Origin of the sequence: Streptomyces sp. NPDC017676 (genome assembly GCF_044329325.1) — a bacterium.
Taxonomy (GTDB): domain Bacteria; phylum Actinomycetota; class Actinomycetes; order Streptomycetales; family Streptomycetaceae; genus Streptomyces.
This window is the reverse complement of the sequence record NZ_JBIRJA010000025.1, coordinates 12,474-27,283: the sequence shown is the minus strand read 5'-3', so window position 1 is coordinate 27,283 and position 14,810 is coordinate 12,474. Positions and strand designations below refer to the sequence as shown.

The window sequence follows — 14,810 nt, the reverse complement described above, 5'->3', positions numbered from 1 at the left end:
GCTCACGGGCGGCAGGCCCGAATGACGTGGATGCGCGCGAACGGCCCCGGCGCCGAGGCCGGCTGCCAGATCCCGCTGTCGGCATCAGCGCCGGATCAGACGCTCCCGCCGGGCGCGGGGCGGCGGTCCCCTTCTCGACGGAGCGGCGTGGCAGGCCGCCGTGCGGCCGGCCGCACGGCCGAGCGACAGCACGGCACCACCAGTTGGTCCACCGCGATCGGCCAACGAGCATCGCGTCCGGCGCGACGGCGACCGACGCCGAGCTGCGAGTCAGCCCGGGCCCCGCTCCGTCTCGACGTGGAGGATGCGGTCGTCCGCCCTGCCCTCACCGGGTCTGCGCAGGCACCTCTTGCAGCACCCACTCGTTGCCGTCCGGGTCGTTGAACGTGGCGTACGAGCGGTATTCGAGCCGTTGGGGATGGGGGCCGCTGCGCCGCGTTTCGTCAGTGCAACGGTGGAACATGTCGCAGGTGTCGTGGAAGATCTCACCCGTCCTGACTCCCCGCTCACGCAGTTGCAGACACGCCCTCTCGATGTCGGTCACGACGAGATGGAGCCCCCGGACGGTGCCAGGCAGGGCCGTTGTCACCCCGGTTCCGAAAAGAACTGAGCACGGAGATCCCGGAGGCGTCATGTGTACCACTCGATATGAGTCGTCGCTGATGTGGTCCTCGTCCAGGCGGAACCCCACCGCCTGATAGAAGGCCTTGGCGCGATCGACGTCGGAGACGGGGAGGACGACCAGCTCCAGCCTGAACTCCAAGGGGGGCTCGCTGCCTTCGGCGGTGACCGCAGCCGTTTCGGCGCGCGCCGGACTCTCCACCTCCTGGATCTCCACCCGATAGACGTAGAGCTCGGGGCTGCGCCCGTGTGAGGTGGCTGTCCAACCGCTCACCACACGCCAGGCTGCGTCGCGTCCCCGCAGAGGCTCTCCTTCCGGTGCGGAGGCTGAACGCAGCTCGGCCTCCAGTTCCTGGTGCCGCTCGTGCGGCACGTGCAGTTCCAGAGCGAACCGGCGCGGGGGACGACCACCGGCGACGGGGGTGAAGGACGGCAGCTCCACGGCCGGAACCTCGCGGAGCGCATTGAGCAAAGTGACGTGCAACGTCGTCATGACCACATCTCTTCCTGGAGTCTCTTGGTAGGCGGAGTCGGCGGACGCCTTGGAGCCAGGCAATGGTCCGCTCGATCACCGGGGTCGGTCTCGGGCACGGTCGTCAAGGGGTGGGGTACGGTCCTTGTCGGCTGAGCCAGACCGTGGTGTCCCGGGGTGGCTGGTCCGTCACCGCGACGGGGGCGGTCAGCACATGAGCAGTGAGGGGCAGGGGGATCGGCTCGGTGCCGAAGTCGGTCATCCGTCGGCTTGCCCACGTGGACCGGTCAACCGGCGCCCTGGCCGGCGTCCCGATGGTCCAGGGCGAAACGGCCCTGGCGTTCACCCGCGGTCATCCCGCCCCACACGCCGTACGGCTCGTTGTTGTCCAGGGCCATGGCGGCGCACGCCTCGATGACCTCGCACTGATCGCAGATCCGGCGCGCATGTTCCTCCCGCTGGCGGCGCCGGTGGCCCCTCTCCCCCTGAGAGGGGAAGAAGACGGCGCTGTTCATCCCGCGGCAGGCGGCTCGCTCCTGCCATTCCCAGTCGCTCAGCAGCGGCAGCAGTCTGGTTCGCATCATTCCTCCTCCTCCCGCCCCCACAGGACCCGGACGTGTGTGATGGTTGCGTGAAAACTTGGAGCCCCACCGCGGCTGCGGGGACCACGTCCGGTCCGAGGGGGGCGGGAAGCGTGGGCCCCACAGCCCGTGGGGCGGACGTCTCAGTCGTCGACGGCGGACCGGGCGGTACCGCCGTCCGGTCCGCTTCCCCGCAGGTCCGTCTCCCCCGTCCCGTTCAAGGGTCGTGCAGAACGAGGAGAACCCTGCCTGAGGCGCTGCGCACTGCACCTGGCTACGCGTACCCGCCCCTACCGGGCAGGGAGACAGCTCCCATGCGGTCGGCGTGGGAGTCGGAGTGCACAGGTGCGTGACCCTGGAAAGGGTTGCCGCTGGCACGGGTCACCCCTCCGGGACGGCGTCAGATGGCGTACGGGGGCAGTCTGGACGTCGACGAGCACGACGCCGTCCCGGATGGACGTGGGTCATGGGTCATCGCCGGCCAGGGGTGCGGGCGGCGATCACCGCTGTCAGGAGGGGTGAAGCTCCACGACGACGCGGTAGCTGGCAGGTTCTGAGGTGATGTGAAGGCCCGGGTCGTCGAACATGCGCTGCAGTGAGGCATGCCATTCGGGGTTGCCGGTGGCCTTGTCGAGTGCGGTGCCTGAGGTCCACTCGGCGATGTGGACGAACTGCACCTCAGGCGTGTCGGCGAGTGGCCTGTGCAGGCGGGAGCGGAGGAAGCCGGGCTGGGCCGACATGATACGGGCGTTCTCCTGGTACACCTCGACGAAATAGTCGGCCTCGCCCGTCGGCACGGTGTAGCGCTTGATGACAGTGACCGGCCCGTCGATGCCCGTCTTCGATTCCAAGGATTGACTCATGCCCACAGTGACCGACGATGCCAGTCATCTGTGACCAACGGTCGGCTGCCGATGTCGCGCAAGGGCGTCGAGGACCATCTCGCTGAGAGTTCCCACCCGGCCCTCAACGAGGTCCCCCGGAACCGGTCCCATGTCCCCTGACGCACCTCGGTCGAGAAGCCTCCCGCTTCACGACACCGGCCTGGCGTCTGTGTCCGCCGAGGCGTCGGGAACACGGTGCCGGCGACGCGATCACGGGACCGCCGGCCCTGCCCCACCCCCTGGCGCGGGGCGCGGGCCTATGGGCTGGGAGCCGGGCCGCAGGCGGTCCCGGCGGGCACCCGCGGTGAGCTGCACCGCGGCGGGGGCTGGGCCGGCGCGCGGTCACCTGGGGCGACCTGGAGCCGCCGCCGACCGCTTCGTGGCCGACCCGCCCGGCGCCGCGCCCAGCGGGCGGCTCCACCGCACCGGCGGCCGGTCCTGCGCGCCGACGGCGCCCTGACCTTCGTCGGCCGGGCCGGCGACCAGGTGAAGATCCGCGGCTGCTCCCACGGCGTCCGTCACCGAGGCGGCGCGCACCCGGCAGCCCCGCAGGCCGAGGACACCGAGGCGTTCCTCCTGTCGGGTGCCGCCGGCTGCTCGACCAGCCCGGCCTCACGTCGGCCGATGACCTCACCGACGCGGGCGAGACCTCGCTGGCCGTCGCACGCCTGGTCGCGTTGGTCGAGAGCACCTACCCGATCCGGGGCAGGGCGAGGAGGTCATGCGCCGGCCCGACCTGGCGGCCCGCGCCGTGCTGGTGGCCACATGCCGGGCGGAGCCCTGGAACGACCTGGGCTCTCTCATCGGCAAGGTCACGCACGCAGTGCTTCCGGACGAGGCCGACCGACGCTGATCCGGCGGCCATGAACCGGGGCTTCGGTGGCCGGTCCGCCCAATGCGGCCGAGGAGGATGCGGATCACACGACGCGGGTGCGGGGCAACAGACGGCGGCGGCCGGCGGTCCGGTACCGCCAGGTTTCACGGAGCCCGATGCGCTGTCACAGATCTCGTTCGACCCTGGTCATACGGGTAGCACACAGCGCCCCACTTCCACATCGCACAACGTGCGACACATCAAAAGGGTTGATCATGAAGGTGGTCGTCATCGGCGGGACCGGGCTCATCGGCAGCAAGGTGGTCGCCAAGTTGCAGGAGCACGGTCATGAGGCCGTGCCTGCCTCTCCCAACAGCGGTGTCAACACGCTCACCGGCGAAGGCCTGGACGAGGTGCTCCAGGGTGCCCAGGTCGTCGTCGACGTCTCGAACTCCCCGTCCTTCGCGGACGACGACGTCATGGAGTTCTTCCGTACCTCGACGTCCAACGTCCTCAAGGCGGAGAAGGCCGCAGGCGTGAGCCACCACGTCGCCCTGTCCGTGGTCGGTACGGACCGTCTGCAGGGTAGCGGCTATTTCCGTGCCAAGCAGGTGCAGGAGGATCTGATCAAGGACGGAGGCATCCCCTACTCGATCGTCCACGCGACGCAGTTCTTCGAGTTCGCGAAGGGGCTCGCCGACCAGGCGACCGACGGTGACACGGTGACCCTCCTCCCCGTGAAGATCCAGCCGGTCTTCTCCGACGACGTCGCCGCGGCCGTCAGCCGCACCGCCGTCGGTGAGCCCCTCAACGGCATCACCGAGGTGGCGGGTCCCGACGTCTTCGAACTGCCCGAGCTGATCCGCAAGGAGCTTGCCGCGAAGCAGGACACGCGCAAGGTCGTCGCGGACCCGAACGGCACCTACTGGGGCGCGAAGATCCAGGAAGACACCCTCCTCCCGGGCCCGGACGCGCACATCGGCGAAGTCCACTTCGGCGAGTGGCTCGCGCAGCAGAAGTAGCCTGCGCAAGCGGTCCTGGCGAGGAACGGGCGAGCCCACGTCACGATCAGGCCGCGTACGCCGGCGCACCGACGGGGCGATGGGTGGTGTGACGGCCACGGGTCGGTGGGCCCGGTGACGTGGCGAGGCTCCTGGTCGTGCGGCTGGTGTCCCACTTCCCAGCAGCCGACGTCAGGGCCTCACCGGTCCCGCCTCGTGCCGTGCTCCCCCTTCTGGGGGAGCACGGCATACTCCCGTCGGATCACTTCGCTCCCCCCTCCTCCGGCCGGCCCGCGCAGCGCGGACCGAGGCATCACCTCGCCGCCGGCCGGCCGCGGCGGTGGGCGCCACAGAGCGCTACGCCTTGCAGGCGGGCGTGCAGGGGACCGTTGCGGTGTCGGCGGCAACGGGAGCACGCATGGGCCCTCCCGCTACGGAAGTCGGAAACGTCAACTCAAACGCATGGATACCGCGAGCGGTTCCGGCGGCTCGCTGAAGGAGTCATCGTCGCTCCGGCGGCCGGACGCACAAGCGGCCCCCTTGTCCACGACAGGTGGCCGCTTCGAGGCATGAGCCACCGCGTCCGCCTCGGCCGGGACTGACCCCGGCCTGTGCCCCTTCTTCCAGCTCAGTGAGGTTGCCCCCGGGAGCAGGCTCGACGGCTGCTTGCCCGTCCGGTCGGACAGTGAGGCAACACGGTCCGGGCCGGCGCACACGGCCGGCGCCGTGGATCAGTGCAGGCCCTGGACGACGTACCGCGTGCCATGGACCGCGCTCTTCAGCCGGCAGGTCATGGAGATGCTGCGTTCTCGGTCCCTCATGAGCGGCAACCCGCGGGCCGTGGCAGCGGGGTTGCGCGGAACTGAGATGTGACGAATGGCCATCCGGCTGGAACGGGTGGGCCTGTCGGCGACATGCTGGTGAGGTCCGCGGGCTGCGAGACGCGAGCCACCACCGTTTCAGACTGCTCCCACTCCCCTGCTGCGTCATCTGCTCGCGGTGACTTCGGAGCCCGGCGGAACCCAGTGGGTGATCGCTTCGTGCGTGCTGCCCCGCAGGTAGCGGACGAGGTCCTCGTCGGTGCCCTCGGCACGGAGTTCCCGCACGATCTCCTCGACAGCCCTGTGGACGACAGGAGAGCCGTTCCCCACCACTTCGTGTCCGAGGGGAGTGAGTTCGATCTCGACACTGCGGCGGTCGTGTGATGACAGGCGCGTGGCGACCAGTCCACGGTCCTGCAGACGTGTGACGAGACGACTGGTGCCGGACTGACTCAGGCCGATCCCGTCGGCCAGGACGTTGAGGTACAGCAGACCCGAACCGGCTCGCACGCTTTCGTCCAGCGCGCGCAGGGCGTGGAACTCACTTGCGCCCAGCCCGAGGTGCTGATGAAGGTGTCGCCCGACCCGGGACTCGATCCGACGGTGGACACGGGTCAACGTGTCCCACCGGGCCATCGAAGCGGCAACGGCGTTCATGGTTGGTTGGCCTCCCTGCTGTCCGCAGCCCCTGCCGTGTCCCGCATGACACATGCCGGCACAGGAGGACGGCGGAACAGCCGCCGCTGGTCTGCAGCAAGTAGACAGACCAGGGGTCGTCGTTGTGACAGCCGCAGCAGTACGACGATTTCTCCAACGCTCTTGAGCCGGCGACGTTGTCAACGGTGGGCTTGTACGGGAACCGAGTTGCAGGGGCTTCACTCGACGTTCGCTGCACCTGGTGGTGGAGTCGTCACACCGCCTCCGGTCAGATGACGTCAACCGACCCGGAATCGGGGCCGGGTTCGGCGAGAGCGGTCTTCAGTTCGGTCCGTCGCTTGATGCCGAGCTTCACGAAGACCTTGCGCAGGTGGTACTCGACGGTGTGCGCGCTGATGAACAACCGTGCGCCGATGTCCCGGTTCGTCAGCCCCTCGCGGGCCAGGCGCGCCACGTTGAGTTCCTGATCGGTGAGCTGCGCCGCCGACCCCCGCACGCGGACCCGCAAGGTTTCTCCGCTCGCGCGCAGCTCGTCCGCGGCGCGCTGGGCGAAGCCGTTCAGGCCACAGGCGCTGAGCACCTGGTGCGCGGGGCGGAGCTGTTCGCGCGCGTCGGCGTACCGCCCCCGGCGGTTGAGTGCCTCGCCGTACAACAGACGGCAACGCGCCACCCAGATCGGTATCCGCTCTTGTTCGAAGCCCTTGATCGCATCGCGGTACAGCTTCTCGGCCTCGTCACCCGCACGCAACTGCGCCTCCGCCATGGCCAGCACGGCCAACGCGTAGGTGGTTCCGACCGGCCGCGTGACGCGCGCCAATTTCTCGAACGCCTGCTCGGCGAGCGTGCGCTCGCCGGTGTGCGCGGCCGCTTCCACCAGTTCGAGCAGCGTGCGCATCGCGAGGTTCAGTTCGTGGGTGTAGGGCAGCTCGCGGCGACTGCAGGCCACCGCCTCGGCGAAGCGGCCCAGGCCGTTGTAGAGGACCGCCTCGGAGAAGTTGGCCGCGCACAGCGCGTGCCCTTCGCCCCGCGCGTGCCCGTCCGCCCTGATCTGCTCCGTCCAGCGCTCCGCCTCGGCGGCCTGCCCCCGGTATGCCGCGAGGAGGAGCCGTCCGTACTGCGGGAGCGGATTGCCGGTGACCTCCTTGATGGCGTCGATCTCATCGCAGGAGGCTTCCGCCCCGTCCAGGTCGCCGTCGGTCATCTGCACCAGCATCAGCAGGCTCAGGGCGATCGGCAGTACGGTGACGACGCCTTCGGCGCGGGCGACCTCGACCTGCCGGTTGGCGAGCGCGCGGAGCCCGTCGGGGTCCCACAGGTCCTGGGCGGCGCGGGAGGCGAACCACACCCAGTGCAGCTCCAGGAAGTCGGGTGCCTGTTCGAGGAACGCACGCTGCGCCCGTCGCAGGGTGGGGAGCGCGGCCTCCTGGCCTTCGGTGGCGAGCAACGCCTGGCCGCGCAGGATCAGGTCCCGTGCCCGGCCGGTCTCCTCGGCGGCGGGCGTTGCCCGGAGAATCGCGTGCGCGACGGCGGCCACCTGTTCGGCGTCTCCGAGCCTGCCGCCGTATGTTGCGGCTGCCAGCGCTTCGATGTAGGTGTCGCGGGCGAGCGCCGGGTCGAGCGCTTCGAGTCCCTGCGCCGCGGCGAGCAGTTGCTGTACCCCACCGCGGTCGCGCCGCAGCGCGTATCCCGCCCGAGCGCGCAGCCGCGCGACGAGCGCCTCCTGCAACGCGGTGAGAGGAAGGGCGCGGACGTACTCCAGCAGGCGCAGGGCCGCGGCAGGCGCGCCGGCGTCGTGTGTGGCCTCGGCGGCTGCGATCAACCGCTGCCCGCGGGAGAACGGCGAAGGTGTGAGCTCCGCCGCCCGTTCCAGGAACGCGCCCGCGGCAGCCGCACCGCCGCGCGTCCGAGCACGTACCGCGGACCGCTCCAGATCCGCGGCGACCTCCTCGTCCGGGTACAGCGTCGCGCTGGCCCGATGCCAGGCGCGGCGGTCCGGATCGTGTTCGACGCTGGTGACGTCCGCCAGGGCGGCGTGGACACGACGCCGGTCCCCCGGTGACGCCGCCCGGTACACGGCCGACCGCACCAGCGGATGACGGAAGGCGACGCGGGTGCCGACGACGAGCGCCTCGGCGTCCTTGGCCGCTTCGAAGGCCTTCGAGTCCAGTCCGAGTGCGGCGCTCGCCCGCCACAGCAGTCCGGGATCACCGGTGGGCTCGGCGGCTGCCAGCAGCAGCAGGAGGCGCGCCGACGCGGGCAGCGGGGCGAGCTGCACCATCAGACTCTGCTCGATGCGGTTCTCCAGCGGCAGGGAGTCCGCCAGGGTGAAGCCGCCGGCGACCCGGGCAGGGCCCACGGCCCGGGGGAGCTCCCGCAGCGCAAGCGGGTTGCCGCGAGCCTCCGCGATCAGTTGGTCGCGTATGCGCCGGTCGAGACCACCGGGCACCGCCAGGCGCAGCAGTTCGCACGCATCCTCGTGGCCCAGCCCCTCGACGACCATGTGCGTCAGGCCCGCGAACACATCATCGGCCTGGCGCATGGCGAACACCAGGGCGATACCCTCCGCGTCCAGGCGCCGGGCGGCGAATGCGAGGGCACGCGCGGACGCCTGATCGAGCCACTGGGCGTCGTCGACGATGCACAGCAGTGCCCGGTCCTCCGCGGCCTCGGTGAGCAGTCCGAGCAGTGCCAGCCCCACGAGGAACGGGCTCGGCACGGCGGCGCCGCTGCGCAGCCCGAACGCCACCTCGATCGCCTCCTGTTGCGGGCCCGGCAACCGGGCGGCCGAACCCATCATGTGCCCGCAGAGCTGCTGGAGGCCGGCGTAGGCGAGTTCCATCTCGGACTGGGAGGCGACGATGCGCTCGGTGCGGACGTGCGCCGCGGCCCGCGCCGTGATGTGGTCGAGGAGTGCCGTCTTACCGACTCCGGCCTCACCGGAGACGATCAGCGCCCCGCTGTGGCCGAGGCGGGCACGGCTCACCAGCGCTTCCAGTTCCGCCAGCTCGCGGCGTCGCCCCCGCAACGGCGCGATATCAGGCACGGTGTCCACCTTCGCCGGAAACCCACCATCCTGTCATGACTTCACCATCACATTCTGTCGAAGCATCGCCCGAACCATCCCGAGTGCGAGCAGAGGGAGGATCTGGTTGTGGCGGGACAGACCGACTCCGCCGCGGGAAGCGCACTGCCCACGGGGCGCGGCCCCCAGTTGCACCTGAACACCGCGGCCGGCCACCCCGTCCCCTGAACCGAGACACCGTGCGGCCGGCAATGGCAGGAGCCGACCCGCACCGGACACGCACGCCCCGTCGCCGGGGAACAGGGAACACGACGGCGTGCGACCCGTCCCATCGCGCGGGGCACCGCGACGGTCGCCCCGCCACAGCGTGTGCGCCCGCGCATTCCTGTATTCGCGGGTACCACGGGTCCTCAGGCGGCTCCCTCGGTCGGAGAAGCAGCGGACGGCTCAGGGACCGGCGGGTCGGGCAGGTCTTCCAGGAAGTCCGCGGTCGGCGTGAAGAACAGGGAGCCCGTGACCGGAGTGGAGAAATCCAGGATGCGGTCGTACGACGCTGACGCCGTGCCCAGGAACATGCGCTCCAGCATCGTCTCCGTGACGTCGGGAGTGCGCGCGTAGCCGATGAAATAGGTGCCGAACTCCCCACGGCCCACGGATCCGAAGGGCATGTTGTCACGGAGGATCTCGCGCTCGTTGCCGTCCGCGTCGGTGACCGTTGTCACAGCGACGTGAGAGTCCGCCGGTTTGGCGTCGTCCGGCAGCTCCACGTCGGACAACTTCCGGCGACCGATCACCTTCTCCTGCGCTTCGACTGGCAGGGCTTCCCACGCGTCGAGGTCGTGCAGGTACTTCTGCACGACGACATAACTGCCGCCTGTGAACCGGGGGTCTTCCTCGCCGACGAGCACGGCCGCGTGCGCTGCCGGGCCCGTCGGATTCTCCGTGCCGTCGACGAAGCCGAGCAGGTCACGTTCGTCGAAGTAGGTGAAACCATGCACCTCGTCCTGGACCGTGACCGCTCCGCGCAGCCGGTTCATGATCTCCGTGGCGAGCCCGAAGCACAGGTCCAGCCGGGAAGCGCGGATGTGGAACAGCAGGTCGCCGGGGGTGGCCACGGCCCGGTGCACGGGACCGTTCAGTTCCCGGAAAGGATGCAGCCCCGCCGGACGCGGTCCGGCGAACAGCCGGTCCCAGGCGTGCGAACCGATACCGGTGACACAGCTCAGCCTGCCGTCGGGCTGGGCACGGAAGCCCACGGCCCGTTCCAGTGAGCCGACGTCCGAGAGCAGTTCGCGAACGGTGGTCTCGCCACCGCTGTCGATCGTGACTACCAGGAAGATCGCCGCACTGGTCAAGGGAGACAGAACCATCTGAGGCACCGGTTCTGTGACGTCTCCGGACATGCATCATCCTCTTTCGTCCACGTCGATGGCAGCTGATCTCAGCGTCGGTAGTCACTGAGACGATCGGTGCGGAACAACTCGCGCTCCTCGTGGCACCGACGTGCGTGCAGAAGCGACGGTGGTGATCGGGTGAAGGGTGCTCACTCGGTACGCCAGGGGAGGCCGCAGCCCAGCTTTCCGAGACGCGTCAGACGGCGTGGGTCCCGTGCGGTTCCAGTACTTCACCCTCAGTGGCAGCCTTCGTCGGACGATCCGTGACGGGGCCTGTGGGCGCCGTCCGGGGACTCACCGCCTCCAGGGTTCTCGGCGCTCTCCCGCCCGGGTCGACCGGCACACCATTCGCGGTAGCTCGTCCGCGCGACGAAGGCGTCCGCACCTGGCAGAAGGTCCGTGGGCCGAAGACGCGCACCGAAGAAAGGGCTGCGGGCGTCCGCGAGGACATGGCGGTGCTCCGCGTGCACGGTGGTCAGGGCGGCACGCACGAACGCGTCCAGCCTGACATTCTCAGGACCGGCGATCTCACGGACGCCGATCAGGGGCCGGGACACGGCGGTGTGCGCGAGCATGATGGCCACGTCGGTCAGGGACACCGGGCGCACTTCGACCGGCGGCACCCAGACGATCCAGTCTTCGGTGCCCGCGGTCGCTATGTCCTCGGCCGACTCGAACATCTGCGTGGAACGCACTATGGAATAGGAAATGCCGGACCGCTGAACCATGGCCTCGTGCGCCTGGAGGGCTCGGAAAGCACCCTCACTTCTTGTCCGGTCCACACCTACCACGGACAGGGAGACATGGTGTGCGACACCGGCGGCCCTCTCTGCCTGGAGGAGGGCGCTGGTGGAACGTCGCCATGACGCGACGAGGGCCTCCTCGTCCCTGACAAGGCCATGATCGTCGGTGACGATCCCGGAGTTCAGGGACGGCTGACGACAGAGGTCGATCACTACCGAGCACTGGCGCAGGGACTCGGCGATCTCCTCTTGTGCGAGCGAGTCAAGACCCCCGGGTGCCGAGACCAGGCCGACCTCGTGTCCGTGGTCCCTGACCCAGAGAGCGGTCTCGGCGCCTATGAGCCCACCGTCGTCGAACACAACGACCTTCATCCGGAAACTCCCCTATGGACGGGACCGCGTCGCGGTGCTCGACTGGACTCTTCGGGGGTGGCCGCGTGAATTCCCGCGAGCAGACCGGTGGACTGACCCACCTCGATGAGGTAGCCGTCGGGGTCACGGAAGTAGCAGCGCAGTTCGGATCCGCGGTCGACGGGCTCGGTGAGGAATCCGGCCCCGTTCGCGACGGCATGCGCGTAGAAGGCAGCGATGTCGGCGACTCGCACATTGAGGAATCCGGAAACACGCTCACCACTGCGAGGTGCCTCCAGTGTGACCCCTGGTTTGTCGGGGGTGGGACCACCGCCGGGGTTCATGATGATCCAGGTGTTGGCGACCTTGACGATCGCCGGATTCTCCTCCATGACGACCTCTCCGCCGAAGACGTCGGCGTAGAAGCGCCGGGACACCGCGACGTCGCGCACCGTCAGGAAATGCGTGAGCAGGAGTCCCTGCTGCGGTGCGGGGAGGTCCCCGTGAGGTGTCATCGTCCGTCATCCCTTCATGGGCCCGGGTGGTTGAAGGTGTGACCGGACAGGCACCCGGCCTGTGACACCAGCGGGCGTCCGTGACGAGGGTCTGAGGGACAGATCACCTCCTGGGGGCGAGTGTCCGCGGCGCCGGCCTTCGCGGGCCGGCGCCACGGAGCCCCAGGGGCGACCAGGTCACCGCCGGTGTGCGGGAGCCTCAGTGGCGGACGATCTGGGGGGCGACGTCTTCGGTGAAGGCCTTACCGCCGGAGCGGGTGGTGACCTTGCTGCTCTTCAGGGGATCGACGCCGCAGAACGCGGCCTCCAGAGTGCCGGCGAGGACGGTGTTGACGGTGCCGTTGTTGGACGTGTTCGCCATCGAGGTCATGCTGCGCTTGCCGTCGGCCGTCGTGAAGGCGTACGTGTAGTAGCCCTGCACGGTGCCGGTGTGACCGTAGACCGTCACGCCGCAGGAAAGCTTCCTGCCGCGCAGGCCGAGTCCGTAGGACTGGGTGCCGTCCGCGTTCACCGGGACCGTGCTCATCATCTCCTTCAACTGCGGCTCGGGAACGAGCTTGCCGGAGACGATCGCGGCGAAGAACCGGTTCAGATCAGCCGAGTTGGAGATCACGGCTCCGGCGGACTGAGCCCAGGAGACGGTCTGCTCGGTGGAGTCCACCAGCGGCAGTGTGGTGTCGTCGTCGCGGACGTAGCCCCGCGCGTAGGAGCCGGTGATGGTCGTCTGCGGATGCACGTAGGAGGTGTTCTTCAGGCCGAGCGGCTGGAAGATCCGCTGTTCGTACTGCGTGGCCATCGGCACACCGGTGACGTGCTCGATCATCTGTCCCAGCACCACGAAATTGGTGTTGGAGTAACTGTAGGCGGCCCCCGGCTGGTTGGTGGGCTGGTGCGCGGTCGAGAGGTCGATGAGTTCCTGGTAGGTGAACACCTTGTTCCGGACCGCCTCGAAGCCCGGGACAGTGTGGTAGAACATGTCGTTCGTGTAGTCCCACAGGCCGCTGCGGTGGCTCAGCAGGTGCCGCACGGTGATGCGGTCGTCCGGCAGCGGCTTGGGGAGGTAGTCGTTCGCCGACGCATCCAGGTCGATACGTCCCTCGGCGACGAGCTGCATCAGCACCACGGTGGTGAAGCTCTTGCTGACGCTGCCGACGCGGAACCTGCGGTCGGCGTCCATCGCGGTGCCGGCCGCGGTGTCCGCCTCCCCCATGGCGATCCGGTAGCTGGAGGATCCGGAGTCGATCCGGGTGAGCGCGCCGGGCGCGCCGTTGGCCATCGCCTGCTTCTGCACGGCGAGCACACCCGTGACCGACGGGCTGGGAAGGCTGGTGGTGGCGGCACCGGCGGGCGTCACGGCCAGAGCAGCCATCACGGCGGTACCTGCGAGCACGACGCTCGCGTTCTTGATGCGCATCCGATTCTTTCTGACGTGATCGGGTGAAGACGCTGAAAGCGATCTACGGGCCGTAGCACGGTCCCTGACAACAGCCGTCGCTGATCCTCGCCTTGGAGGGCAGACATGGGCTGGAGAACGCTGGCCCACACCATAACGCACACGGTGGACACGGTGGCGAAGACAGCTCCGCCGGGTGGGGCCTGGATCCCTTCGATTCCAACACCTTGCCGCCGGCCCTGGGTTCCCTCACTGCGGCGTTCACGTTGAGTTCCATCCAGGCGGGCTGGATCATGACGGTGACCCTGCCGGGCTCGGTGGTGCGCGGGACCCTGGCGGATCTGCTGTCGGACCGGGTGGGGCGGGTACGGGTTCTGCTGCGCACCATCGCGACCTCCCCGACGGGGCCAAGCACATGCCGCTGGTGCCGGGAGTGCCCTTGGGGATGGCGGCGTGCGGATCGCCGGCCGGTATGAGCGTCTGCTTCAGCGAGTTGCTCCCTGGCCGGGTACGCGGCACAGGCGTCGGACCCCTGTGCTCGGCCGTAGAAGGCGCCGCCTCGTCCTGGACCTCCCGCCGGGAACCTCGCCCCGTACGGCACTACACTCACCAAGCCCCCGTCAGAACCCGCGAAGCAGAAGGCCGTGTTCATGATGCACGCAGCAAGGGCGATCGGCGCGCCGCACGATGACCGGACGCAAACCCGGGACACTGCCCGGGACCCAGGACCCATGGCGTCGGTGTTCGCCAACTTTCGCCAGTACCTCATGGGATGGGACGCGGAGGCCCACCCAGGGCCCGAGGTCGATCAGTTCCGCAGCGGGCTCGCCACCCCACAGTTCAACGGCGTGGTGCGCGTGCGGTCCACGTCCGCGACAGGGCCTGCCGTGGCGGCCGTTCGCAGGGACCTGGAGGGTCTTCCCTGGTGGTGGTGGGTCGGGCCCGACAGCCCCGGGGACACCGCCGACGCCCTGCGGCGCCACGGCGGACAGGAGCTCGCCGTCCTGCCCGTGCTGGCGAGGCCGCTCGGCCACCCGGCCGAGATGCTCGACCCGGCCGGTCAGGACGGCGCACGCGCCGACCTGCGGGTGGAGACGGTTCGGGACGGCGAACGGCTGACGGAGCTGGTCCGGACGTACCGGACGTCGATGGGTATCGCGTCCGGCCTGGAGCCGGAGATGGTGCGCATCGAGTCGCAACGCGAGGACAACGCGGACATCGTCCGGCTGGCCGCGGTACTGGACGGCCGGGTGGTCGGGTCGACGGTGGTGATCAACGCCCACGGGGTGGCCGGGATCTTCCTCGTGCACGTGGCCGAAGCGCATCGCCGGCGGGGCATCGGGGCGGCACTGACGGTCGCCGCGCTCCGGTCGGCGCAGGAAAGAGGGATGCGCTCCGCCGCGCTCGTGGCGAGCCCGGCGGGGGAGCCGCTGTACCGGCGCTTCGGCTTCACGACGCTGTCCGAGTACCGCCTGTTCGCCTTCCCGGCCTGACCGTCCGCCCAGCGGTGGTGACGCCGGTGGTGCGGGACAATGACGGTG

Annotated in this window: 12 protein-coding genes; 3 read left to right on the top strand and 9 right to left on the bottom strand. The window is 69.5% G+C overall.

Features of this window, described 5'->3' with window-relative positions; translation table 11 throughout:
• Positions 1-325: 325 nt before the first annotated feature.
• From ACH4LD_RS38150 to ACH4LD_RS38140, 3 genes are all read right to left on the bottom strand, one after another.
• Positions 326-763 carry a VOC family protein gene (locus ACH4LD_RS38150; RefSeq protein WP_398055341.1) on the bottom strand — a complete coding sequence of 146 codons (438 nt, stop codon included), beginning with the start codon at positions 761-763 and terminating at the stop codon, positions 326-328.
• A 617-nt stretch (positions 764-1,380) separates the two neighbouring features.
• Entirely contained in the window at positions 1,381-1,677 is a 297-nt protein-coding gene (locus ACH4LD_RS38145; protein WP_398055019.1) for a WhiB family transcriptional regulator, read from the bottom strand.
• A gap of 506 nt (positions 1,678-2,183) precedes the next feature.
• Positions 2,184-2,525: an antibiotic biosynthesis monooxygenase family protein gene (locus ACH4LD_RS38140; protein ID WP_398055020.1), complete on the bottom strand. Its 342-nt coding sequence runs from the start codon at positions 2,523-2,525 to the stop codon at positions 2,184-2,186.
• Positions 2,526-3,279: 754 nt separating this feature from the next.
• Between ACH4LD_RS38140 and ACH4LD_RS38135 the strand changes: the two genes are divergently transcribed.
• Positions 3,280-3,411, top strand: coding sequence for a hypothetical protein (locus ACH4LD_RS38135; protein WP_398055021.1), 132 nt, complete (start codon positions 3,280-3,282; stop codon positions 3,409-3,411).
• A 236-nt stretch (positions 3,412-3,647) separates the two neighbouring features.
• Positions 3,648-4,394 (top strand): SDR family oxidoreductase, encoded by a 747-nt coding sequence (locus tag ACH4LD_RS38130; protein WP_398055023.1) that lies wholly within the window; start codon positions 3,648-3,650, stop codon positions 4,392-4,394.
• Between the two features lie 965 nt (positions 4,395-5,359).
• On the opposite strand, the gene ACH4LD_RS38125 is transcribed toward ACH4LD_RS38130, so the two are convergent.
• The 6 genes from ACH4LD_RS38125 to ACH4LD_RS38100 form a co-directional block, all read right to left on the bottom strand.
• Entirely contained in the window at positions 5,360-5,851 is a 492-nt protein-coding gene (locus tag ACH4LD_RS38125; protein ID WP_398055024.1) for a MarR family winged helix-turn-helix transcriptional regulator, read from the bottom strand.
• A 268-nt stretch (positions 5,852-6,119) separates the two neighbouring features.
• Positions 6,120-8,894: an AAA family ATPase gene (locus ACH4LD_RS38120; RefSeq protein ID WP_398055025.1), complete on the bottom strand. Its 2,775-nt coding sequence runs from the start codon at positions 8,892-8,894 to the stop codon at positions 6,120-6,122.
• Between the two features lie 389 nt (positions 8,895-9,283).
• A complete protein-coding gene (locus ACH4LD_RS38115) occupies positions 9,284-10,276 on the bottom strand; it encodes a Dyp-type peroxidase (protein WP_398055026.1) in 993 nt (330 codons plus the stop codon).
• A gap of 227 nt (positions 10,277-10,503) precedes the next feature.
• Positions 10,504-10,962 (bottom strand): hypothetical protein, encoded by a 459-nt coding sequence (locus tag ACH4LD_RS38110; RefSeq protein WP_398106213.1) that lies wholly within the window; start codon positions 10,960-10,962, stop codon positions 10,504-10,506.
• A gap of 416 nt (positions 10,963-11,378) precedes the next feature.
• Positions 11,379-11,876 (bottom strand): VOC family protein, encoded by a 498-nt coding sequence (locus tag ACH4LD_RS38105; RefSeq protein WP_398055029.1) that lies wholly within the window; start codon positions 11,874-11,876, stop codon positions 11,379-11,381.
• A 199-nt stretch (positions 11,877-12,075) separates the two neighbouring features.
• The gene (locus ACH4LD_RS38100; RefSeq protein WP_398055030.1) at positions 12,076-13,290 is read right to left on the bottom strand and encodes a serine hydrolase domain-containing protein; all 1,215 of its coding nucleotides are present in this window, start codon (positions 13,288-13,290) and stop codon (positions 12,076-12,078) included.
• 710 nt (positions 13,291-14,000) lie between these two features.
• Here ACH4LD_RS38100 and ACH4LD_RS38095 point away from each other — a divergent pair.
• On the top strand, positions 14,001-14,762 hold the full coding sequence (locus ACH4LD_RS38095; RefSeq protein ID WP_398055031.1) for a GNAT family N-acetyltransferase: 762 nt from the start codon (positions 14,001-14,003) through the stop codon (positions 14,760-14,762).
• Positions 14,763-14,810 lie beyond the last annotated feature (48 nt).